Source organism: Pseudomonas sp. AM4(2022), assembly GCF_036346515.1.
Classification (GTDB): Bacteria; Pseudomonadota; Gammaproteobacteria; order Pseudomonadales; family Pseudomonadaceae; genus Aquipseudomonas; species Aquipseudomonas paracarnis.
This window is the reverse complement of record NZ_JAOTNW010000019.1, coordinates 26,957-50,662: the sequence shown is the minus strand read 5'-3', so window position 1 is coordinate 50,662 and position 23,706 is coordinate 26,957. Positions and strand designations below refer to the sequence as shown.

Below are 23,706 nucleotides of genomic sequence, written 5' to 3'. Positions count from 1 at the left end.
TTTGAAATGACTTCTGCTTTGTCCTCTACCCGGTTGCCTTGCGGCAACCGGGTTCTTGATTTGGCCCGGACGCATGTCATGGGCATTCTCAATGTAACCCCTGACTCCTTTTCCGATGGTGGCCGCTTCAGCCAGCTGGATGCCGCGTTGCGCCACGCCGAGGCGATGGTGGCTGCCGGTGCGACGCTGATTGATGTAGGAGGGGAATCCACCCGCCCCGGCGCTCGTGTTGTTTCTCCTTTGGAGGAGCTGGAGCGGGTGGCGCCCGTAGTTGAGCGTATTGCCCGTGAGCTGGATGTCATCATCTCGGTAGACACCTCCACCCCGGCAGTAATGCGCGAAACTGCGCGGCTCGGAGCTGGGTTGATCAACGATGTGCGTTCGCTTCAGCGCGATGGCGCCCTTGATGCGGCCGCTGCTACCGGCTTGCCTGTCTGCCTGATGCATATGCTGGGTGAGCCCGGCAACATGCAGGACAATCCGCATTACGACGATCTGGTCGGCGAGGTGAGTGGGTTTCTTGCTGAGAGGATTGCCCAGTGTGTGGCGGTGGGTATTGCGCCTGAGCAGATCATCCTCGATCCGGGGTTTGGCTTTGCCAAGACCCTGCAGCACAATCTAAGCCTGTTCAAACACATGGAAGCCTTGCATGCCCTTGGTCGCCCGCTGTTGGTCGGTGTTTCGCGCAAGAGCATGATAGGGCTCGCCTTGAATCGCCCGGTCGGCGAGCGCCTGTATGGCGGGCTGGCGCTTGCGGCGCTTGCCGTGACCAAGGGCGCACGTATTTTGCGTGTGCATGATGTCGCCGAAACGGTCGATGTGGTGCGCATGCTCGCTGCTGTAGAATCAGCCGAATAAGAATGATGGAGCACTTATGACTAAAAAATATTTTGGCACCGACGGCATTCGTGGTCGGGTCGGCGAATTCCCGATCACCCCTGATTTCATGCTCAAGCTGGGTTGGGCTGCAGGCATGGCGTTCCGCAGCATGGGCGCGTGTCGCATCCTGGTGGGCAAGGACACCCGTATTTCGGGCTACATGTTTGAGTCTGCGCTGGAGGCCGGATTGTCCGCCGCCGGGGCCGATGTGATGCTGTTGGGCCCTATGCCCACGCCGGCGATCGCTTACCTGACGCGTACCTTCCACGCTGAAGCCGGTATTGTGATCAGCGCCTCCCACAATCCTCATGATGACAACGGCATCAAGTTTTTCTCGGGGCAGGGCACCAAGCTGCCTGACGAGATCGAGTTGATGATCGAAGAGCTGCTGGATGCGCCGATGACGGTGGTCGAGTCCAGCAAGCTGGGCAAGGTGTCGCGCATTAACGACGCGTCAGGTCGCTATATCGAATTCTGTAAAAGCAGCGTCCCGAGCAGCACTAATTTCGCAGGCTTGAAGATTGTTGTCGATTGCGCCCATGGTGCGACCTACAAGGTAGCGCCGAGCGTCTTCAAGGAGTTGGGCGCACAGGTCACCGTGCTGTCGGCTCAGCCCAACGGCTTGAACATCAACGACAATTGCGGTTCTACCCACATGGAGCAGCTGCAGGCTGCTGTGCTGGCTGAACATGCGGACCTGGGCATTGCTTTTGATGGCGATGGCGACCGTGTGCTGATGGTGGATCACACTGGCACGATCGTGGATGGTGATGACCTGTTGTTCATCATTGCCCGTGACCTGCATGAGCGTAACAAGCTGCAAGGTGGCGTGGTCGGCACCCTGATGAGTAATCTCGGGCTGGAATTGGCGTTGGCAGAACTGGGGATTCCTTTTATTCGCGCCAATGTCGGTGACCGCTATGTGATCGCCGAACTGCTGGAGCGTAACTGGTTGGTTGGCGGTGAGAATTCCGGGCATGTGGTCTGCTTCCAGCACACCACCACGGGTGACGCTATCATCGCCGCACTACAGGTGCTGCTCGCCCTGCGTCGCCGCGAGGAGAGCCTGGCCCAGGCGCGTCAAGCCCTGCGCAAGTGTCCGCAAGTGCTGCTCAATGTGCGTTTTGCCGGTGGCGAAAACCCCATCGAGCACCCTGCTGTCAAAGAGGCCTGCGAGCGCGTGACCCAGGCAATGGCGGGGCGCGGGCGCGTGTTGCTGCGCAAGTCCGGCACTGAGCCTCTGGTGCGTGTCATGGTCGAAGGCGAGGACGAAACCCAGGTTCGCGGCCATGCCGAAGACCTGGCAAAACTGGTAACTGAAGTTTGCGCCTGAATTCGGCTTGCCAGTGATGGTGTGGTTGGGTAACATCTGCGCCCACTTTGACCGACGGGGTACAGCATGCGTCGCACTATGGTAGCTGGTAACTGGAAGATGCACGGTACCCGCGCCAGTGTCGCTGAGCTGATCAATGGCCTTCGTCACTTGGCCTTGCCTAGCGGTGTTGACGTCGCGGTGTTCCCGCCTTGCTTGCATATCAACCAAGTGGTTGATGGCTTGAAGGGTAAGTCGATTCAGGTCGGCGCGCAGAACTCTGCGGTAGAGCCGATGCAAGGTGCGTTGACCGGCGAGATTTCGCCGAGTCAGCTGGTTGATGCGGGTTGTTCCTATGTGCTTGTCGGGCACTCCGAGCGTCGCCAGATGATGGGCGAGCGGGATGGGACGCTCAACCGCAAGTTCGCCGCGGCACAGGCTTGTGGCTTGATTCCGGTGTTGTGCATAGGGGAGACCCTTGAGCAGCGCGAATCGGGCAAGACTCTTGAAGTTGTCTCGCGTCAGCTGGGCAGTATCATCGAGGAGCTGGGTGTTGGTGCATTTGCAAAGGCGGTCATTGCTTACGAGCCGGTCTGGGCCATTGGCACCGGGCTGACTGCTACACCGCAACAGGCGCAGGATGTGCACGCAGCCATCCGCGCGCAGTTGGCGGCAGAGAATTCTGAGGTCGCACAAGGTGTGCGGCTTCTATACGGCGGCAGCGTGAAGGCGGCCAATGCGGTCGAACTGTTCGGCATGCCGGATATCGATGGGGGGCTCATTGGTGGAGCTTCCCTGAATGCAGATGAGTTCGGTGCGATCTGTCGCGCCGCGGGAAACTGAAAAAATGCTGGAAACAGTCGTAGTCGTTTTTCATCTGTTGGCTGCCCTGAGCGTAGTTGCTCTGGTTTTGCTGCAACAGGGTAAAGGTGCGGATGCTGGTGCGTCTTTCGGTGCAGGTGCTTCAAATACTGTGTTCGGAAGCCAAGGTTCCTCTACCTTTCTTAGTAAGTTTACTGCTATACTTGCCGCAGGTTTCTTCATAACCAGCTTAGGGTTAGGTTACTTTGCTAAAGAGAAAGCTCATGTGCTGACTCAAGTAGGTTTGCCAAACCCAGCGGTGTTGGAAGTTCCAAAAGCAAAACCGGCTTCTGATGATGTCCCGGTGCTTCAAGAGCAAAAGTCGGCTACTCCAGCGACTGACGTACCTCCAGCTCAAGAGCAAAAGTAAGAAGGGTTGTAAGCGCTGTATTGCCGAGGTGGTGGAATTGGTAGACACGCAACCTTGAGGTGGTTGTGCCCATAGGGTGTAGGGGTTCGAGTCCCCTTCTCGGTACCAATTATCAGGAGAGCCCGCTGTTGCGGGCTTTCTTGTAGGTGGAAGGTTACATTGACCCTGTAAGGGATCGGTCGTATACTTCCGCCCCAGCTTTGTCGCGGGGTGGAGCAGTCTGGTAGCTCGTCGGGCTCATAACCCGAAGGTCGTCGGTTCAAATCCGGCCCCCGCAACCAGTTTTAGCGGAGCCCCTTTTAAGGGGCTTTTTGTTAGCTGGACACTTTCAACGCCGCTGTTCGACGGCGTTTCAAGGATGGGCGTTTCGCCCATTTTTTTATTTTGCACAGCATGCACATACATGCACGAGGGGGTTCAGGTGTCGAGCAAGCTAGAAGAGTTGCAGGCCTTGTTGGCCCCGGTGGTCGTGGCCCTAGGCTATGAATGCTGGGGTATTGAGTTTTCGGCTCAAGGTCGCCACTCAATGTTGCGCGTTTATATCGATAAAGAGGGCGGCGTGCTGGTGGACGATTGTGCCATTGTCAGCCGTCAGATCAGCGGTGTGCTGGATGTTGAAGATCCGATCTCCGTTGAATACACCCTTGAAGTTTCCTCGCCAGGCATGGAACGCCCACTGTTCACTATCGAGCAGTTTGCTAAATATGCCGGTGAACAAGTGAAGATCAAGCTGCGCTCCCCCTTTGAAGGGCGACGCAACTTTCAGGGCCTTCTGCGCGGTGTAGAAGAGCAGGATGTCGTGGTGCAGGTAGAAGACCACGAGTTCCTGTTGCCGATCGATATGATCGACAAGGCCAACATTATTCCCAGTTTTGACTGAGACGCGGATCCCGCGGATCCAATGGCTTGCGAAAGGCGAGGCGTACGATGAGCAAAGAAGTACTGCTGGTTGTTGAGTCGGTATCCAATGAAAAGGGTGTACCGGCAAGCGTGATTTTTGAAGCGTTGGAGCTGGCCCTGGCCACTGCTACCAAGAAACGTTTTGAAGACGAAGTAGATCTGCGTGTGGAAATCAACCGCCACACTGGTGCCTATGAGACTTTCCGTCGTTGGACGGTGGTCGAAGAGGACGATCTTGATGATCCGGCCATCGAAACCTGGCCAAGCAAGGTTGCGCAAACGCATCCGGGCGCTCAGGTTGGCGATGTTGTCGAAGAAAAGATCGAGTCGATCGAATTCGGCCGTATTGCTGCACAGACCGCCAAGCAGGTCATCGTGCAGAAGGTTCGCGAAGCCGAGCGCGCTCAAGTCGTTGACGCCTATCGCGAACGCCTGGGTGAAATCATCTCTGGCACCGTGAAAAAAGTTACCCGCGACAACGTGATCGTCGACCTGGGCAACAACGCCGAAGCGTTGCTGGCCCGCGAAGACATCATCTCTCGCGAAACCTTCCGTGTCGGCGTGCGTCTGCGTGCGCTGCTCAAGGAAATCCGCACCGAGAACCGCGGCCCGCAGTTGATCCTGTCGCGTACCGCGCCGGAAATGCTGATCGAGCTGTTCCGTATCGAAGTGCCGGAAATCGCCGAAGGCCTGATCGAAGTGATGGCTGCGTCCCGTGACCCGGGTTCGCGTGCCAAGATCGCGGTCCGCTCCAAGGACAAACGCATCGACCCGCAAGGCGCTTGCATCGGTATGCGCGGTTCGCGCGTCCAGGCAGTGTCGGGCGAATTGGGCGGTGAGCGTGTGGATATCGTCCTGTGGGACGATAACCCGGCGCAGTTCGTGATCAACGCCATGTCGCCGGCTGAAGTGGCGGCAATTATCGTTGACGAAGATGCCCATGCAATGGACATCGCCGTTGGCGCAGACAATCTGGCTCAGGCCATTGGTCGTGGTGGTCAGAACGTGCGTCTGGCCAGCCAACTGACCGGCTGGACCCTGAACGTGATGACCGAATCGGACATCCAGGCTAAGCAGCAAGCTGAAACCGGTGACATCCTGCGCAACTTCATCGAAGAGTTGGAAGTCGATGAAGACCTGGCACAGGTACTGGTAGATGAAGGCTTCACCAGCCTGGAAGAGATTGCCTACGTACCGTTGGAAGAAATGCTCAACATCGACGGCTTTGACGAAGACACCGTCAACGAGCTTCGCGCTCGGGCCAAGGATCGTTTGTTGACTAAAGCCATCGCTACTGAGGAAAAGCTGGCAGACGCCCATCCGGCCGAAGACCTGCTCTCGCTTGAGGGTATGGACAAGGATTTGGCGATGGAACTGGCGGTGCGCGGCGTAATTACCCGCGAAGACCTGGCCGAGCAGTCTATTGACGATCTGCTCGACATCGACGGCATTGACGAAGATCGTGCCGGCAAGTTGATCATGGCCGCCCGAGCCCATTGGTTCGAGTAATTAGGCGCGGCCTGAGGAGAGAAGTGCATGACGCAAGTCACGGTGAAACAACTGGCCGATGAGGTCAAAACACCGGTAGAGCGCCTGTTGCAGCAGATGCGTGAGGCAGGTCTGCCGCACACCGCCGCCGATGAAGGTGTGAGCGATAGTGAGAAGCAGTCTTTGCTGACTCACTTGAAGAGCAGCCACAAGGCGAAAGTGGAAGAACCGCGCAAGATTACATTGCAGCGCAAAACCACCAGCACCCTGCGGGTTGCGGGTAGCAAGAGCATCAGCGTTGAAGTACGCAAGAAGAAAGTCTTCGTACAGCGCAGCCCGGAAGAAATCGAAGCCGAGCGCAAACGCGAGCTGGAAGAACGTCGCGCAGTAGAAAATGCTGCACGTCAGAAGGCTGAAGAAGAAGCCAAGCGTCGCGCCGAAGAAGAAGCGCGTCGCCAGCCTGCTGCTGCGCAACCTGCTGCCACTGACGCGGTCGCCGCCCCTGTTGAAGCTGTGCGTGAGGCTGCCCCGGCTGCCGCCGCACCTGCTCCTGCAGCAGACGCCCGCAAGCGCGACGAGCCTCGTCGTCCGGACAAACCACGTGCTGACGACAACAATCGTCGCGGTGGTGGTGGCGATGGCGAGCGTAAAAACGCTCCGCATCGCGCCTCGGTCAAAGAGAAAGCGCCTGCACCACGCGTTGCCCCACGTACCACCGACGAAGAAAGCGATGGCTTCCGTCGTGGTGGTCGCGGCAAAGCCAAGCTGAAGAAACGCAACGCCCACGGTTTCCAGAGCCCAACCGGCCCTGTCGTGCGTGAAGTGAAGATCGGCGAGACTATCACTGTGGGCGATCTGGCCCAGCAGATGTCGGTCAAGGCTGCTGAAATCATCAAGTTCATGTTCAAGCTGGGCACTCCAGCCACCATCAACCAGGTACTGGACCAGGAAACTGCCCAGTTGGTTGCTGAAGAGCTGGGCCACAAAGTGACCCTGGTCAGCGACACCGCCCTGGAAGATTCCCTGGCCGAGTCCCTGAAGTTTGAAGGTGAGGCGGTCTCCCGTGCGCCGGTTGTGACCGTAATGGGCCACGTTGACCACGGTAAGACTTCCCTGCTCGACTACATCCGTCGTGCCAAGGTTGCCGCAGGCGAAGCCGGTGGTATTACTCAGCACATCGGTGCATACCACGTTGAAACCGAGCGCGGCATGGTCACCTTCCTCGACACCCCAGGTCACGCCGCGTTTACCGCAATGCGTGCCCGTGGTGCCAAGGCGACCGACATCGTGATCCTGGTGGTTGCAGCGGACGACGGCGTAATGCCGCAGACCATTGAAGCTGTCCAGCACGCCAAGGCTGCCGGTGTTCCTCTGGTCGTTGCCGTGAACAAAATCGACAAGCCGGGCGCCGATCTCGATCGCATCCGTAGCGAACTGTCGGTTCACGGCGTGACGTCCGAGGAATGGGGTGGCGAGACGCCATTCGTATCGGTCTCGGCGAAAATGGGTACCGGCGTTGACGAGCTGCTCGAAGCGGTCCTGTTGCAAGCCGAAGTCCTGGAACTGACCGCTACTCCATCGGCTCCTGGCCGTGGCGTCGTGGTTGAGTCCCGTCTCGACAAGGGCCGTGGCCCGGTTGCCACCGTGCTGGTCCAAGACGGTACTCTGCGCCAAGGCGACATGGTACTGGTCGGTTCGAACTACGGCCGTGTACGTGCCATGCTCGACGAGAACGGCAAGCCAATCAAGGAAGCAGGTCCTGCCATCCCAGTCGAGATTCTCGGCCTGGACGGTACGCCGGACGCTGGCGACGAAATGAGCGTAGTGGCTGACGAGAAGAAAGCCCGTGAAGTGGCTCTGTTCCGTCAAGGCAAGTTCCGCGAAGTCAAGCTGGCCCGTGCTCACGCCGGCAAGCTGGAAAACATCTTCGAGAACATGGGTCAGGAAGAGAAGAAGACGCTTAACATCGTCCTCAAGTCTGACGTTCGTGGTTCCCTCGAAGCGTTGAACGGCGCCTTGAACGGCCTGGGTAACGACGAAGTGCAAGTGCGCGTTGTCGGTGGCGGTGTCGGTGGTATCACCGAATCCGACGCCAACCTGGCACTGGCCTCCAACGCTGTACTGTTCGGCTTCAACGTGCGTGCCGATGCTGGCGCTCGCAAGATCGTCGAGCAGGAAGGCCTGGACATGCGTTACTACAACGTCATCTACGACATCATCGAAGACGTCAAGAAAGCCCTTACCGGTATGCTTGGCAGCGACGTCCGGGAGAACATCCTGGGTATCGCCGAGGTGCGTGACGTGTTCCGCTCGCCGAAATTCGGTGCGATTGCCGGCTGTATGGTGGTTGAAGGCACTGTGTACCGTAACCGTCCAATCCGTGTGCTGCGTGAAGACATCGTTATCTTCGAAGGCGAGCTGGAATCCCTGCGCCGCTTCAAGGATGACGCTGCCGAAGTACGTGCCGGCATGGAATGCGGTATCGGCGTCAAGAGCTACAACGACGTCAAGGTTGGCGACAAGATCGAAGTCTTCGAGAAGGTTCAGGTTGCTCGCAGCCTCTAACTCGCGCACTTCAGGAGCCGCGCAGCGTGTGGGCATGCAGATGCCCCGCGCAGCGTCAGGACTCTAAACGCAACGCCCGGTCTGGCTTTTGTCAGGCCGGGCGTTTGCCGCTTTCAGACCCCACGGGTTTCACCGTGTGGCAGTAACAGGTAACAAGACATGGCAAAAGAATACAGCCGTACCCAGCGTATCGGCGATCAGATGCAGCGTGAGCTGGCCCAACTGATCCGCCGCGAAGTCAAAGACCCACGCGTTGGCCTGGTCACCATTACCGCTGTTGAAGTGAGCCGTGACGTGGGTCACGCCAAGATCTTCATCACCGTGATGGGGCAGGACAACAGCGAAGAAATCGCACAAAGCATCAAGGTGCTCAACTCCGCCGCAGGTTTCCTGCGTATGCAGTTGGCCCGTGAAATGAAGCTGCGCAGCGTTCCACAGTTGCACTTCCACTACGACGAAAGCGTCGTGCGTGGCGCGCACCTGTCGGCCCTGATCGAACGCGCCGTGGCTGAAGACAGCCAGCATCCGTCCACACCTGAAGACGCCAAGGAGTAAGCGGTGGCTCAGGTCAAACGTATCCGTCGCAACGTCAGTGGCATCATTCTGCTCGACAAACCCATTGGCTTTACCTCCAATGCCGCGTTGCAGAAGGTTCGCTGGCTGCTCAATGCCGAGAAGGCCGGGCATACCGGCAGCCTTGATCCATTGGCCACCGGTGTATTGCCGTTGTGCTTTGGCGAGGCCACCAAGTTTTCGCAATACCTGCTTGATTCCGACAAGGGTTACGAAACCCTGATGCAACTGGGCAAGACCACCACCACGGCAGATGCCGAAGGTGATGTTTTGCAGGTTCGCGACGTGACCGTTGGTCGTGCGGATATCGAAGCTGCTTTACCCGCTTTTCGTGGGCAAATCAGTCAGATACCGCCGATGTACTCGGCACTCAAGCGCGATGGTCAGCCACTTTACAAGCTGGCACGTGCGGGCGAAGTAGTGGAGCGCGAACCGCGTTCTGTTACTATTGCGCGCTTGGAATTGCTCGCTTGTGAAGGCGACACTGCCCGTTTGGCCGTGGACTGCAGCAAAGGCACCTATATCCGTACCCTGGTGGAAGATATTGGTGAAAAGCTCGGTTGTGGCGCCTACGTTGCAGAACTGCGACGTACACAAGCCGGACCTTTCACCTTGGCCCAGACGGTCACGCTGGAAGAGCTGGAAGCGGTGCACGCCGAAGGCGGCAACGAAGCGGTTGATCGCTTCCTGATGCCATCGGACAGCGGTTTGCTGGATTGGCCATTGCTGCACTTCTCGGAGCACAGCGCGTTCTATTGGCTCAACGGCCAGCCGGTACGCGCCCCGGATGCCCCGAAGTTCGGCATGGTGCGAGTACAGGATCATAACGGTCGCTTTATCGGTATCGGTGAAGTGAGCGAAGACGGGCGCATCGCGCCGCGTCGGCTGATTCGGTCAGAATGACCGGAACCAGTTTGTGGTAAAAGCGTAGCGAGCGAAGGTAAGACAAGGAAAAAACAGGCGAGGAAGCGGAGTTAACTGCTGTTAATGAGCATTCCGAGCCTGTTTTTGACGCAGGATTACCGAGCGCAGTAGCTTTTACGCAAACTGGGACGAGTGTGGCTGTTAACAGGCATGGTCAACACTCATTTTTAGATACAGGGATTTGTCCCTGGCCTGTTGAAACTGCCCTTTGGGTGGTTTCCTGAAAAAAGGATTGCCTCATGGCTCTCGACGTTCAAGAAAAAGCACAAATCGTAGCTGACTATCAGCAAGCTGTTGGTGACACTGGTTCGCCAGAAGTGCAAGTTGCACTGCTGACCCACAACATCAACAAACTGCAAGGTCACTTCAAGGCCAACGGTAAAGACCACCACTCCCGTCGTGGTCTGATCCGCATGGTAAACCAGCGCCGTAAGCTGCTGGACTACCTGAAAGGCAAGGATCTGGGTCGTTATCAGACTCTGATCGGTCGCCTGGGTCTGCGTCGCTAATAAGCGATTGCGCTAGAGGTTGGTTGTCTGCCGCGTGTCATCGGGATTCCCGTTGGCCCGTGGTAGGCTCCCAGCCTCAAGTTTTATCTGGATACACGTTTTACCCTGGACGAGCGTCGGGCCGATTCCCGGCATTGCCCAAGAATTTCGCAAGAAGACAAGTTCCCCCAAGAGCCACAAAGAAGGTAGGACACCGTGAACCCGGTTATCAAAAAATTCCAGTTCGGTCAGTCGACCGTTACCCTCGAGACAGGCCGTATCGCCCGTCAAGCCTCCGGCGCAGTGCTGGTTACCGTTGACGACGACGTGACCGTACTGGTGACCGTTGTTGGCGCCAAGACCGCTGACCCGAGCAAGGGCTTCTTCCCTCTGTCCGTTCACTACCAGGAAAAAACTTACGCTGCCGGTAAGATCCCTGGCGGTTTCTTCAAGCGCGAAGGCCGTCCTTCCGAGAAAGAAACCCTGACTTCCCGACTGATCGACCGTCCGATCCGTCCGCTGTTCCCAGAAGGCTTCATGAACGAAGTGCAGGTTGTCTGCACCGTCGTTTCCACCAGCAAGAAGACCGATCCGGACATCGCTGCGATGATCGGTACCTCGGCTGCCCTGGCCATCTCCGGCATTCCTTTCGATGGCCCGATCGGCGCTGCCCGCGTTGCGTTCCACGAAAGCACCGGCTACCTGCTGAACCCGACTTACGAGCAACAGAAAGCATCGAGCCTGGACATGGTCGTTGCCGGTACGTCCGAAGCCGTATTGATGGTTGAATCGGAAGCCAAAGAGCTGACCGAAGACCAGATGCTGGGTGCCGTACTGTTTGCTCACGACGAGTTCCAGGTTGTGATCAACGCGGTTAAAGAATTGGCTGCCGAAGCTGCCAAGCCGACCTGGACCTGGGCTGCTGCCCCGGAAGCCACCGAACTGCTGGGCGCTATCCGCTCCGAGTTCGGCGCTGCCATCTCCGACGCCTACACCATCACCGTCAAGGCCGACCGTTACGCTCGCCTGGGTGAGCTGAAGGACCAGGTCGTCGCCAAGCTGTCCGGCGAAGAAGGCCAGCCTTCTTCCAGCGAAGTCAAAGCTGCTTTCGGTGAGATCGAATACCGCACCGTTCGCGAAAACATCGTTAACGGCAAGCCACGTATCGACGGTCGGGACACCCGCACCGTGCGTCCGCTGAACATCGAAGTCGGCGTTCTGCCGAAGACTCACGGTTCGGCGCTGTTCACCCGTGGCGAAACCCAGGCCCTGGTCGTTGCGACCCTGGGTACTGCCCGTGACGCACAACTGCTGGACACCCTGGAAGGCGAGAAAAAAGACCCCTTCATGCTGCACTACAACTTCCCTCCGTTCTCGGTGGGCGAGTGTGGTCGTATGGGCGGTGCAGGTCGTCGCGAGATCGGTCACGGCCGTCTGGCCCGTCGTTCGGTTCAGGCCATGCTGCCTGCTGCTGACGTGTTCCCGTACACCATCCGTGTTGTATCGGAAATCACCGAGTCCAACGGTTCCAGCTCCATGGCTTCGGTCTGCGGTGCTTCCCTGGCTCTGATGGACGCCGGTGTGCCAATGAAGGCACCGGTTGCCGGTATCGCCATGGGCCTGGTTAAAGAAGGCGAGAAGTTCGCCATCCTGACCGACATCCTGGGTGACGAAGACCACCTGGGCGACATGGACTTCAAAGTAGCCGGTACCGCCAAAGGTGTGACCGCGCTGCAGATGGACATCAAGATCAAAGGCATCACCGAAGAGATCATGGAAATCGCCCTGGGCCAAGCCCTGGAAGCGCGCCTGAACATCCTCGGCCAGATGAACCAGATCATTGGTCAGTCCCGCACCGAACTGTCGGAAAATGCTCCGACCATGATCGCGATGAAAATCGACACCGACAAAATCCGTGATGTCATCGGTAAAGGCGGCGCGACCATCCGTGCGATCTGTGAAGAAACCAAGGCTTCGATCGACATCGAAGACGACGGTTCGATCAAGATCTTCGGCGAAACCAAGGAAGCGGCTGAAGCTGCACGCCAGCGCGTCCTGGGTATCACCGCTGAGGCCGAGATCGGCAAGATCTACGTCGGTAAGGTTGAGCGCATTGTCGACTTCGGCGCGTTCGTCAACATCCTCCCAGGCAAAGACGGTCTGGTTCACATCTCCATGCTGAGCGATGCTCGCGTTGAGAAAGTGACCGACATTCTGAAAGAAGGCCAGGAAGTGGAAGTGCTGGTACTGGACGTGGACAACCGCGGCCGTATCAAGCTGTCCATCAAGGACGTAGCAGCAGCCAAGGCTTCGGGCGTTTAATCACCCGCAGGCTTCACGCTGAAAAAAAGGACTCCTCGGAGTCCTTTTTTATGGGCGCGAGAAAATGAAGCAGAATCAGCTGTTTAGCGCCGCCCAAAAGCCGCAACTTGCATGCAGGCACGATGGGCTTCATGCAAGTTGCACGATTTCGAAAATTCACTGATTTCATAACTCATTGTTTATTAAGGGATTTAATCTGTTCGGCGAGTTGGCACACTGCCTGCAATATCCCTGGTAGCGCTGCAGCATGAAGGTTTACGCCTGCAGACTTTTAATAAAACAGGAGTTACTCGTATGAAGAAGTTCGCTCTCGCTACTGCTACCGCTCTGACCCTGGCCATGGGTGCTAACGTAGCCTTTGCTCAGACTTCCCAAGCCCCTATGACTTTGGCGGCCGGTGAAGCGACCAAGGCTAAGGAAAGCGTTTCGGATACTTGGATCACCACTAAAGTCAAAGCTGACCTGCTGACCGAAAAAGGCATTCCAGGTTCGGATATCAAGGTTGAGACCAACAAAGGTGTGGTTTCCCTGTCCTCCGAAGTAGCAGTCTCGGATTCGCAGAAAGCCACTGCTGTAGCCATCACCAAGAAAATCAAAGGTGTGACTGCGGTTTCTGCTGACGGCCTGCTGGCTGGCGGTGCTGTGAAAGCTGACAACATCGACAAAGCCAAGGAAGGGACTTCGGATACTTGGATTACCACCAAGGTAAAAGCTGATCTGGTAACCGAGAAAGGCATTCCTGGCACCGACATCAAAGTCGAAACCAACAAAGGCGTAGTTTCCCTGTCGTCGACCGCAGCGGTCACCGAGGCTCAGAAAACTACAGCTGTGAACATCGCCAAGAAAATCAAAGGCGTTAAAGCTGTATCGGCCGATGGCCTTAAAGCAGAGTAACGCTGACGTTTCGTTTGAACTGAATAGCGGCGGCTTAGGGTGAGTTAGATATCCACCTGACGCACCTCTGGAGTTCATGCGACCGACCACACGGATGTGGTCATTACAGGCCCCGGCACTTGTGTCGGGGCCTGTTCTATTCCGGTTGAAACAAAACTGCCAACCCAACCACAAAAAAATGTGGGAGCTGGCTTGCCTGCGATGCTGGCACCTCGGTCATTCAGTTGCACCGAGGTGATGCTATCGCAGGCAAGCCAGCTCCCACATTAGGATGGGCGGTGCTTAGAAGTTATTCAGCATCCAGGTGCATTGGAGTGATCACCCGGCCATCTTTCTCGGCCTGCCCCAACTGCGCATCGATGAAGTACACGCGGTCATCTTCCAACTGGCCCTTGTCCACCAGGTAATCCTTGATCGTGCTGGCTCGGTCCTGCCCCAACTGGCGCAGCAGTACATCACTGCTACTCCAGAACTTGATCACACCGTCCTTGAGCTTCGCCGAGCGCTCGTCACTGCCCAGGTCTTTCCATTCGGCCGGGGGTTGCTGTTTGAGGCGGGTGCGGTAGATGCCTTCCAGCAATGGTGCCTTTTCCTTCTCTGGCACTTCAAGCAACGAGGCCTGGGCCGGGACCTTGTCGCCACGGCGCTGGAGGATCTTGTAATAGTTGTATTGGTATTCACGTTCCAGTCGCTGTGCGGCCAGGAACGGCCCGTCGCTGCTGGCGGCGGCCGTGCCTTCAATCTCCAGGCGCAGGGCAGGGCGTTCTTTCAGCGCCTTGGCCAGGGTGTTCAGGGCGCCTTCGGCGTCTTTATTCAGCTCACTGGAGCCTGCGGCGAATGACACATTGCCCAGGTCTTCAGAGCCACCCCCGGTGACCAGTCCGCCAATGAACTTGAAGGGCGCGGTTGCCGCGCGCACCACGAGGTTGCGCAGGGTCTGCCACACAATCGGCATCACGCTGAATTGCGGGTTATTCAGGTCGCCGCTTACCGGCAGTTCGATGGAGATCTTGCCGTCGGAGTCCTTGAGCAGGGCGACAGCCAGGCGAATCGGTAAGTCCACGGCATCGGAGCTGTCGACTTTTTCACCCAACTGCAGTTGCTCGACCACCACTTTGTTTTCAGCCTTCAATTGGCCTTTGGTGATCACGTAGTGCAGATCGAGATTCAGGCGGCCCTTGCGGATGCGGAAGCCTGCGAATTTACCTGAGTAGGGCGTCAGGTTGGTCAGCTCGACACGCTTGAAGCTGGTGGCGATGTCCAGCGCGGCCATCGGGTCAAACGGGTTCACGCTGCCTTTGATCGTCACTGGCGCGTAACGGTCCACCTTGCCCTTGATGTCGACGCTCGCCGGTTTGGCCTGGCGACTGTCGATGGTGCCAATCTGGCCGTTGAGCTGTTGAATCGCGGTGGCAAAGTTGGGCGTGAGGCTAAAGTCGGCAAAGTTGGCCGAACCGTCGTTGATCGCGATCTGCCCGATATGAATGCCCAAGGGCTTCTCGTTACTGGCGGCAGGTTTGGCTGCCGACTTGCTGCCACTGTTGGCCGGCTGCGGAATCAGCAGGTCGTCGATGTTAGTGGTGCGATCTTCGTTGATCATGAAGCGTGCATACGGCTGCAACAGGTTGACCTTGTCGATCGACAGGCTTTGGCCGTGCTGGTAGTTCACGCCCTCTAGCACCAGGCGCTGCCACTTGAGGAAGTCGCGGGTCTTTAGGGTGTCGAGGGTATGCAACTGGTCAACCTGGGCGCGGCCGGTGACCTGAAGGGCCAGTGGCTCGGTGCTTTTGAGGTTCACGTCCAGGTTGCTGCCCAGCATGCCGCTGCGCAATTCCAGGCGAATAAACGGGCTGATATAGGCCTGGGCGATACGCAGGTCGATGTCCTGGGTGTTCACTTTCAGCTTGGCACTGACCGGGTTGAGGTTGACCTCGCCGGTTGCCTGGATCTTGCCTTGCTTACCCAGGCCGGTGTCGACCTTCAAGGCGAAAGGGCTCTGGTTGAGGCTGTCGAAGTTTTGCACGTCGACATTCAACGGGCCCAGTTCCAGTGCAACCGCAGGTTTTGCCTGGCGATCTGCCAGGTGCACCTGATAGTTACGCAGTTGCACATCTTTGAGCAGCACTTGCCATGGTTTGCTCGGGGCCGCCGGTTGTGCCGACGGTGCGTCGGCAGCGGCTGGTTCCGGAGCCTTGGCCGGTTTGCTCGGTTGGCTGGCGAACAGCTTCTGCCAGTCCAGCTGACCATCGGCCTCACGGGCGGCCCAGGTTTCCAGCTTGTTGCTGCGGATCTTGCCGATAATGACCTGCTGCTTGGCCAGGTCTACCGTGGTTTCGCTGACGTCCAGGCGCTCCAGGCGCGCCAGTGGCCGGCCATCGGGGGCCTTGATAGCAAAGGGGGCGATGCTGGCGGCGGTGTTGGTCAGGTTCAGCTCGGTTTCTTTGGCCAGGCTGAATTTGTAGTCAGTGCTGAAGTTGAGCACCCCGTCTTCCAGCACCAGTGGCAGGGCGTCACGTACATATGGCCACCAGGCTTTCATCTTGCCGTCGGTAACCTTCAAGGTGCCTTCGGAGGTGATCGGTACCAGGCTGAAGTTGCCTTTCCAGTCGATTTGCCCACCATCGGGGCCGGCGGCGACCAGCGTCATATCGGCATTGTCGTCAGGTAAGGTGCTGAGGTTTTTCAGCTCGAAGTCGAGTTCGTCGTAGAGGAATTCGATGGGCTCGCTGGGGCGCAGGTCCTGGAAATGCAGGTTACCACCGGCCAGCTTGATGCTGTCGATACGCAGTGGGAACGGCTTGGCATCAGGATCGGCCGGGGTTGGCTCGCTTGGAGGCAGTTTGAACAACTGCGCCAGGTTCAGTTGGCCGGACTTGTGGAACAGCAGTTCGGTCTTGGGCTTGTCCAGTTGCACATCGGCCAGGTGCAGGGCGCGGGTCCAGAGGCTGTCGATCTGCAGGTTGGCGTAGAGGCGTTCGAAACCTACTTGTTCTTTGCCTGGCTCACCGATCTTCAGGCCCCACAGCGTCAGTTCCAGGCTGAAGGGGTTGAGCTCGATGCGCTCGATTCGCGCCGGCACCGTGGCGTAATTGGCCAACTGTTGGTTGGCAATGCGAAGGGCGATGCCGGGTAATATCAGAAAGCCCAGCAAGCTGTACAAAGCAAGGGCGGTCAACAAGGCGCCTACGGCGCGGATCAATCCTTTGGGCATGGGTGAACGCCATCTATGTCGAACGAGAGTGCCTTGGAGTATGGCACGGGAATTCGGTTCCGAAGAACCGTGGGCGCTGGGAAACTTCCTACAAATGCAGGATCAGCGTTTTCAACGGAGGCTGTTGGTCCCTGGAGGGAAAGTCGGCTCCAGGTGTCATAACCTGCCATTCGCGCACCGGGCGCCCGGCTTTTTCTGCACAGCGCAGCACTTGTTCACGCCAGTCCTCCATGCTGACCTTTGCCAGGTTGTTGCAGCAAATCAACACGCCATGGTCGGCGGTGGCCAGCAGTGCGGGTTTGAGCAGGCTTTGATAGTCGCGCAACAGGTCGACGGTGCCGAAGGCGCTCTTGGCCCAGGCGGGGGGATCGAGCAGTACCAGGTCGTATTGGCGCTGCTCCAGGCGTGGATAGCTCGGCAGTTTCTGCCCGCGACGCTGGGTGATCGGCAGGCCCGCCAGTTGGCGAATGGCCGGGAAGTAATCGGACTGTACAAACTCCATGCTCGGCAACTGTGGGTTGAGCTGGCCGTTTTCACGCCCCACTGCCAGGTTGCCCTCGGCAAAATCCAGGTTGCACACCTCGCGTGCGCCGCCCGCTGCCGCGCTCAAACCTACGCCGCAGGTATAGGCGAACAGGTTCAGCACGCTTTTGCCGGCGCTGTGGTCCTTGACCCAGCCCCGGGTGTTGCGCAGGTCGAGGAACAGCAGTGGGTCTTGCCCGGCGTGGCGCCCACGCACACGGTAATTGAGGCCCCACTCGTGGCCGACCAGGTCTTCCAATGCGCCAGGCTCCGCGCGGTACACCGTGTCTTCGCGGTCGATGCGCGAGTTGCCGCGGGCACGGTCGTTGTACACCAGCAACAATTCCAGGCCCATGTATTGGTTGATCAGTTGGTGCAGGTCCAGCAAGTCTGCCGTTTCCAGGGACTGGTGGAAGCTTTGTACCAGCAATTGCGGACCGTAGCGGTCGATGGTCAAGCCGCCGGCGCCTTCCTGGCTGCCGTGAAACAGCCGATAGCAATCCGTACCCTGGGCGTGCAGCGTGTTGATCAGGTCTTGGCGGTGATCGAGGGCGGCGCGCAGCGCCTGATTCAAGGGAGTCATGGAGCGCGCCTTGCTGGTAGATGAATAAGAAAAATGGGGCGCGAAGTTTAACAGCTAACCCCGGCCTGCACAGGCCGGGGATAATCCTGGCGCTACCGGTTGAGGCGTTTGTCGATCAAACCGTCCACCACGCTGGGGTCGGCCAGGGTCGAGGTATCGCCCAGGCTGTCCAGTTCGTTACAGGCGATCTTGCGCAAGATGCGTCGCATGATCTTGCCGGAGCGAGTTTTCGGCAGGGCAGGCGCCCATTGGATCAATTCCGGTTTGGCGAAGCTGCCAATTTCCTTGCTGACCAAGTCCAGCAGGTGCTTTTTCAACGCGTCGCTGGGTTCGACGCCATTCATGGGGGTGACAAAAGCGTAGATGCCCTGGCCCTTGACGTCGTGGGGGTAGCCTACTACAGCGGCTTCGGCGACCTGATCATGCAGCACCATGGCACTTTCCACCTCGGCGGTGCCGATGCGATGGCCGGACACGTTGATCACATCGTCGATCCGCCCGGTGATCCAGTAGTCGCCGTCTTCATCGCGCCGTGCGCCATCCCCGGTGAAGTAGTAGCCGGGGTAGGGCTTGAAGTAGGTGTCGATCATGCGCTGCGGGTCGCCGTAGACGCTGCGAATCTGCCCCGGCCAGCTTGATTTGATGGCAAGTACACCACTGCCGGCGCCACTGATTTCCTTGCCCTGTTCGTCGAGCAACACCGGTTGTACGCCGAACATGGGCTGTGTCGCGCAGCCCGGTTTGATGCGCTGGGCGCTGACCAACGGGCTGAGCATGATGCCGCCGGTTTCGGTCTGCCACCAGGTATCGACAATCGGGCAGCGCTGTTCGCCGACGGCGTTGAAATACCAGTCCCAGGCTTCCGGGTTGATCGGCTCACCCACGCTGCCCAGCAGGCGCAGGCTGGCGCGGGACGTGCTCTGCAGCGGGCCGTGGCCTTCTCGCATCAGGGCGCGCAGAGCGGTGGGCGCTGTGTAGAAGATATTCACCTGGTGTTTATCGATGACCTGCCAGAAGCGCGAACTGTCCGGATAACTCGGCACGCCTTCGAACATCAGCGAGGTGGCGCCATTGGCCAGCGGGCCGTAGACGATATAACTGTGGCCGGTGACCCAGCCCACGTCGGCGGTGCACCAGAACACTTCGCCTTCTTGGTAATCGAGCACGTACTTGAAGGTCATCGCTGCTTGCAGCAGGTAGCCAGCGGTTGTATGCAGCACGCCTTTGGGTTTGCCGGTGCTGCCGGAGGTATAGAGGATGAACAGCGGGTCTTCGGCGTCCATCGGCTCGGGTGGGCAGTTGTCGCTGGCGGCGTCCAGGGCGGCTTGGTACTTGAGGTCGCGGCCCTCGTGCCAACTCACGCCCGCCCCGGTGCGCTCCACCACCAGTACCGTGCTGACATTCGGGCAACTGGCCAGGGCCTTGTCGACGTTCTGTTTCAGCGCCACGGGCTTGCCACCGCGTACGCCTTCGTCGGCGGTGATCACGGTGCGGCAATCGGCGTCGAGAATGCGGTCGCGCAGGGCGTCAGGAGAGAAACCACCAAACACCACCGAGTGCACTGCGCCAATTCGCGTGCAGGCCAGCATGGCGTAGGCCGCCTCGGGGATCATCGGCATGTAGATGCACACGCGATCACCTTTGTTGACGCCACGGCTTTTCAACACATTGGCCAGGCGGCTGACGTTTTGGTGCAGTTGACGGTAAGTAATCGTGCAGGATTTTGACGGATCATCGCCTTCCCAGATGAAGGCCGGCTGATCGGCGCGTTGCGCCAGGTGACGGTCGATGCAGTTGTAGCTGACGTTCAACTGACCGCCGGCAAACCATTGGGCGGCACCGGTGTGGATGTTTGACTGCTGGACGCTGTGCCAGGGTTTTATCCAGTCGAGAAAGCCCTTGGCCTGTTCGGCCCAGAAGGTGTCTGGCTGGTCGATGGATTGGCGGTAGAGGCGCTGATAGTCCTCTTGACTGAGTTGCGCAGCCCGGCGGACGGCATCGGCGGTGGGAAAGGTGCTGATATCGAACATGAGCGCTCCTTATTCTTGTTTTTGCGACAAGTAATAAAGATGCACCCTGGGGCGGGAGGGTTCAAGGCCAACGTCCAAACGGACGTTGGCCTTGAATGAACGGCTTCAGCCGCGGTGACGACCGCGGAAGTAGTTGATCAGGCCCTGGGTCGAAGCATCCTCGGCCAAGGTTTCTTCGGCGCCGGTCAGGCGGTTGTACACGCCTTTGCCCAGCTCCTTGCCCAGTTCAACGCCCCATTGGTCGAAGGCATTGATGCCCCACACCACGCTCTGCACGAACACCTTGTGCTCATACATCGCCACCAGCGCACCCAGGCGGCGCGGGCTGATGCGCTCGACCACCAGGGTATTGCTCGGACGGTTGCCCGGGATCACCTTGTGCGGTGCCAGCTTCTGTACTTCGGCTTCCGGCAGGCCCTTCTCGCGAAGTTCGGCTTCGGCCTCGCTGCGGGTCTTGCCGAGCATCAGCGCCTGGCTCTGGGACAGGCAGTTGGCGTACAGCCACTGATGGTGGTCGGACACCGGGTTGAAACTGACGATCGGCACGATGAAGTCGGCCGGGATCAATTGAGTCCCTTGGTGCAGCAACTGGTGGTAAGCGTGCTGGCCGTTGCAGCCTACGCCGCCCCAGATCACCGGGCCGGTATCGGTGGACACGGGCGTGCCGTCCTGGCGCACGCTCTTGCCATTGGATTCCATGTCCAGCTGCTGCAAATGCTTGGTGATGTTACGCAGGTAATGGTCGTACGGCAGGATCGCATGGCTCTGCGCACCCCAGAAGTTGCCGTACCACACGCCCAGCAAGCCCAGCAACACGGGCATGTTGGCTTCGAACGGCGCGTTCAGGAAGTGCTGGTCCATGGTGTAGGCACCCGACAGCAGTTCCTTGAAGTTGGACATGCCAATGGCCAGGGCGATTGGCAAACCGATGGCCGACCACAACGAGTAACGCCCACCGACCCAGTCCCACATCGGGAAAATGTTCTCTTCACGGATACCGAAGGCCACGGCCGCGGCATTGTTGCTCGAGACGGCGATGAAGTGGCGATACAGCTCGGCTTCCGAGCCCCCCTGGGCCAGGTACCAGGCGCGGGCGGCCTGGGCGTTTTTCAGGGTTTCCAGGGTGTTGAAGGATTTGGACGAGACGATAAACAGCGTGGTCTCGGCGCGCAGCTTCATGGTCAGTTCGTGGAACTCGCTGCCGTCGATGTTCGCCAGGTAGTGGCAACGCACGCCTTTGTGGGCATAGGACAGCAAGGCCTCCGAGACCAGTTCCGGGCCGAGGAACGAGCCACCGATACCGATGTTCACCACGTCGGTGATCGGCTTCTCGGTGTAGCCGCGCCACAGGCCGTCGTGGATACGACCGACCAGGTCAGTGATCTGGTTCAGCACCTTGTGCACGTCCGGCATGATGTTCACGCCGTTGACCGACAGCTTGTCGCCCACCGGGCGGCGCAGGGCGGTGTGCAGGGCAGGGCGGCCCTCGGAGGAGTTGACCGGTTCGCCAGCGTACTGCGCGTCGATCGCCGCCTTGAGATTGACTTCCTTGGCCAGGCCCACCAACAGGTCGCGGGTTTCGCTGGTGATCAGGTTTTTCGAGTAATCGAGGAAAAGTCCGCAGCTGCTCAAGGTGAACTGGGAAAAACGCTGAGGATCGGCATTGAACGCCTCGCGCATGCTGAAATCCTGCATGGCTTGGCGATGTTGAACAAGCGCTTGCCAGGCGGGCAGCGCGGTAACGTCATGAGGGGTGCGGTAGTACGCCATCGCTGCGGGTTTCCTTTTATTACGGGGACTGCCTTTAGGACACTTCAAAGCCCGGAACATCCAGTCTTATCGCAAGGATTGGGTTCCAGACAGCGCTAACCATAGCGCAGGGCAGTTACATTAAACCTAGCGTGTGGATATGTCTTGGCTTTGTCTGCGCTGTGGCCGGTACTTTTTTATACCGGCACAGCCGTCGGGGCAACAGGTTGAGGGTAAAGCGGGGGTCAGGCGAGGTTCAGGTGCAGGTTATCGATGAGGCGTGTTGCCCCCAGATAAGCGGCGACCAGGATCACCACATCACGATCTTCAGCCGTGGCCGGGCGCAGATGTACGCCTTGGCGCACTTCCAGGTAGTCCATGCGCAGCCCTGCGGCTTCAATCTGTTGAATGTGCTCGGCGCGAAGCCTGGCAAAATCATGATCGCCGCCTTGGATGGCCGTGGCGATCTGGCTGAGCACGCGGTACAGCACTGGCGCGACCGCACGTTGCTCCTCGGTGAGGTAACCGTTGCGTGATGACAGCGCGAGGCCGTCCTCGGCGCGCACGGTAGGCTCGCCGATGATCTGGATCGGCATGTTCAGGTCGCGGACCATGGCGCGGATCACCGCTAACTGCTGGTAGTCCTTCTGGCCAAATACGGCCATGTCCGGCTGGACCATGTTGAACAGCTTGCTGACCACCGTGGCCACGCCCTCGAAGTGCCCTGGGCGGCTGGCGCCGCACAAGCCTTCGGACAGCTGTGGCACGCTGACTCGGGTCTGGCCGTTCATGCCATCGGGGTACATTTCCTCGACCGTGGGCGCGAACAGCAGGTTGCAGCCCGCCTGCAGGAGTTTTTCCTGGTCGGCGGCCAATGTGCGCGGGTATTTGTCCAGGTCTTCGCCAGCACCGAATTGCAGCGGGTTGACGAAAATGCTCGCCACCACGAAATCCGCTTGCTGCGCGGCCTTGGTCACCAGGGTGGCGTGGCCGCTGTGTAAGTTGCCCATGGTGGGTACAAAGCCGATGCGCTTGCCGGCGCTGCGGGCGTGAGTTACGGCAGCCCGCAGTTCGCGGACGGTTTTTACGGTGTTCATGCCGAGAATCCGTGTTCAACGCCTGGGAACGTCACGTTTTTGACTTCGCTGACATAGGCGCTCAGGGCGGCGTGGATGCTGTCCTGGCCAGCCATGAAGTTCTTCACGAACTTCGGTACGTGGCCGGTGATCGACAGGCCGAGCATGTCGTGCAGGACCAGCACCTGGCCGTCGGTGGCGGAACCGGCGCCAATCCCGATCACGGGCACTTTGACGGCCTGGGTGATTTCGGCGGCCAGTTCGCTCGGCACGCACTCCAGCAGAATCATCGCAGCACCGGCCTGTTCCAGGGCGATGGCATCGGCGCGCATCTGGCGGGCCTGGGCTTCATTGCGTCCTTGGACCTTGTAGCCACCGAGGATATTCACCGACTGGGGCGTCAGCCCCATGTGTGCGCACACTGGCACGCCGCGCTCGGCCAGCAACCGGATCGACTCGGCCAGCCACACGGCACCTTCGACTTTGATCATGTGCGCGCCGGCCTGCATCAGCTTGCCGGCGTTCAGGAAGGTTTGCTCAAGGGTGGCGTAACCCATGAACGGCAGGTCCGCGATGATCAAGGCGCCATCGTTGCCACGCTTGACGCTGGCGGTGTGGTAGGCGAGTTCATCGGTGGTCACAGGCAGCGTGCTGTCATTCCCTTGAAGAACCATGCCCAGGGAGTCGCCCACCAGCAGCACTTCGACTCCAGCCTGGCAGCTGGCGTGGGCGAAGGTGGCGTCATAGCAGGTCAGCATGGTGATTTTTTCACCTTTGAGCTTGAGGCTCTGCAAGGTGGTCAGGGTAACGTCTGGCATGAAAAGGGTCCTCGTTCAGGCGCTTGGAAACAGCGAGTAACGCGCGTGAGTCTTCGTTTATACAGGCGCACTGTCTTGAAAGCAGTGCTTATAAGGCCTGGATTGCGCCCTGTCGCGCCGGGTTGGCGGCAGCGGGACGCC

At 58.9% G+C, this 23,706-nt stretch carries 18 protein-coding genes and 2 tRNA genes; 14 read left to right on the top strand and 6 right to left on the bottom strand.

All coding sequences use genetic code 11. The features are described from left to right. Positions 1 to 6 precede the first annotated feature (6 nt). From folP to ODQ19_RS22075, 14 genes are all read left to right on the top strand, one after another. A complete protein-coding gene (gene folP / locus ODQ19_RS22140; protein WP_054898020.1) occupies positions 7 to 858 on the top strand; it encodes a dihydropteroate synthase in 852 nt (283 codons plus the stop codon). 16 nt (positions 859 to 874) lie between these two features. Further along, positions 875 to 2,212 (top strand): phosphoglucosamine mutase, encoded by a 1,338-nt coding sequence (glmM, locus tag ODQ19_RS22135; RefSeq protein WP_003194195.1) that lies wholly within the window; start codon positions 875 to 877, stop codon positions 2,210 to 2,212. 66 nt (positions 2,213 to 2,278) lie between these two features. Beyond that, complete coding sequence (tpiA, locus tag ODQ19_RS22130; protein WP_003194193.1) at positions 2,279 to 3,034, top strand: triose-phosphate isomerase; 756 nt, start codon at positions 2,279 to 2,281, stop codon at positions 3,032 to 3,034. 4 nt (positions 3,035 to 3,038) lie between these two features. After that, a complete protein-coding gene (secG, locus tag ODQ19_RS22125) occupies positions 3,039 to 3,422 on the top strand; it encodes a preprotein translocase subunit SecG (protein WP_003194191.1) in 384 nt (127 codons plus the stop codon). A 22-nt stretch (positions 3,423 to 3,444) separates the two neighbouring features. Then, a tRNA-Leu gene (locus tag ODQ19_RS22120) sits at positions 3,445 to 3,530 on the top strand. A 96-nt stretch (positions 3,531 to 3,626) separates the two neighbouring features. Beyond that, positions 3,627 to 3,703, top strand: a tRNA-Met gene (locus ODQ19_RS22115). 140 nt (positions 3,704 to 3,843) lie between these two features. Further along, the gene (gene rimP, locus ODQ19_RS22110) at positions 3,844 to 4,302 is read left to right on the top strand and encodes a ribosome maturation factor RimP (RefSeq protein WP_032873230.1); all 459 of its coding nucleotides are present in this window, start codon (positions 3,844 to 3,846) and stop codon (positions 4,300 to 4,302) included. A 47-nt stretch (positions 4,303 to 4,349) separates the two neighbouring features. Further along, the gene (gene nusA / locus ODQ19_RS22105; RefSeq protein WP_057703317.1) at positions 4,350 to 5,831 is read left to right on the top strand and encodes a transcription termination factor NusA; all 1,482 of its coding nucleotides are present in this window, start codon (positions 4,350 to 4,352) and stop codon (positions 5,829 to 5,831) included. A gap of 27 nt (positions 5,832 to 5,858) precedes the next feature. Continuing rightward, positions 5,859 to 8,375, top strand: coding sequence for a translation initiation factor IF-2 (gene infB, locus ODQ19_RS22100; protein WP_003194185.1), 2,517 nt, complete (start codon positions 5,859 to 5,861; stop codon positions 8,373 to 8,375). Between the two features lie 159 nt (positions 8,376 to 8,534). Further along, complete coding sequence (rbfA, locus tag ODQ19_RS22095; RefSeq protein ID WP_003176137.1) at positions 8,535 to 8,930, top strand: 30S ribosome-binding factor RbfA; 396 nt, start codon at positions 8,535 to 8,537, stop codon at positions 8,928 to 8,930. 3 nt (positions 8,931 to 8,933) lie between these two features. Continuing rightward, the gene (gene truB / locus ODQ19_RS22090) at positions 8,934 to 9,851 is read left to right on the top strand and encodes a tRNA pseudouridine(55) synthase TruB (RefSeq protein ID WP_005791476.1); all 918 of its coding nucleotides are present in this window, start codon (positions 8,934 to 8,936) and stop codon (positions 9,849 to 9,851) included. 260 nt (positions 9,852 to 10,111) lie between these two features. Then, positions 10,112 to 10,381, top strand: coding sequence for a 30S ribosomal protein S15 (gene rpsO / locus ODQ19_RS22085; RefSeq protein WP_003177875.1), 270 nt, complete (start codon positions 10,112 to 10,114; stop codon positions 10,379 to 10,381). Between the two features lie 195 nt (positions 10,382 to 10,576). Continuing rightward, positions 10,577 to 12,682: a polyribonucleotide nucleotidyltransferase gene (pnp, locus tag ODQ19_RS22080; RefSeq protein WP_003194180.1), complete on the top strand. Its 2,106-nt coding sequence runs from the start codon at positions 10,577 to 10,579 to the stop codon at positions 12,680 to 12,682. Between the two features lie 294 nt (positions 12,683 to 12,976). Next, the gene (locus tag ODQ19_RS22075; protein ID WP_116668674.1) at positions 12,977 to 13,576 is read left to right on the top strand and encodes a BON domain-containing protein; all 600 of its coding nucleotides are present in this window, start codon (positions 12,977 to 12,979) and stop codon (positions 13,574 to 13,576) included. A gap of 289 nt (positions 13,577 to 13,865) precedes the next feature. Here ODQ19_RS22075 and ODQ19_RS22070 read toward each other — a convergent pair whose 3' ends face one another. The 6 genes from ODQ19_RS22070 to panB form a co-directional block, all read right to left on the bottom strand. Beyond that, positions 13,866 to 16,787 (bottom strand): DUF748 domain-containing protein, encoded by a 2,922-nt coding sequence (locus ODQ19_RS22070; protein WP_330211214.1) that lies wholly within the window; start codon positions 16,785 to 16,787, stop codon positions 13,866 to 13,868. A gap of 88 nt (positions 16,788 to 16,875) precedes the next feature. Continuing rightward, positions 16,876 to 17,892 (bottom strand): class I SAM-dependent rRNA methyltransferase, encoded by a 1,017-nt coding sequence (locus ODQ19_RS22065; RefSeq protein WP_330211213.1) that lies wholly within the window; start codon positions 17,890 to 17,892, stop codon positions 16,876 to 16,878. A gap of 92 nt (positions 17,893 to 17,984) precedes the next feature. Beyond that, positions 17,985 to 19,922: an acetate--CoA ligase gene (acs, locus tag ODQ19_RS22060; RefSeq protein WP_330211212.1), complete on the bottom strand. Its 1,938-nt coding sequence runs from the start codon at positions 19,920 to 19,922 to the stop codon at positions 17,985 to 17,987. A gap of 105 nt (positions 19,923 to 20,027) precedes the next feature. After that, complete coding sequence (gene pgi / locus ODQ19_RS22055; protein WP_003194166.1) at positions 20,028 to 21,692, bottom strand: glucose-6-phosphate isomerase; 1,665 nt, start codon at positions 21,690 to 21,692, stop codon at positions 20,028 to 20,030. A 224-nt stretch (positions 21,693 to 21,916) separates the two neighbouring features. Then, positions 21,917 to 22,768 (bottom strand): pantoate--beta-alanine ligase, encoded by an 852-nt coding sequence (gene panC, locus ODQ19_RS22050; RefSeq protein WP_330211211.1) that lies wholly within the window; start codon positions 22,766 to 22,768, stop codon positions 21,917 to 21,919. Beyond that, positions 22,765 to 23,565, bottom strand: coding sequence for a 3-methyl-2-oxobutanoate hydroxymethyltransferase (gene panB, locus ODQ19_RS22045; protein ID WP_330211210.1), 801 nt, complete (start codon positions 23,563 to 23,565; stop codon positions 22,765 to 22,767). Before panB ends, panC begins: the two co-directional genes overlap by 4 nt. Between the last annotated feature and the right edge of the window lie 141 nt (positions 23,566 to 23,706).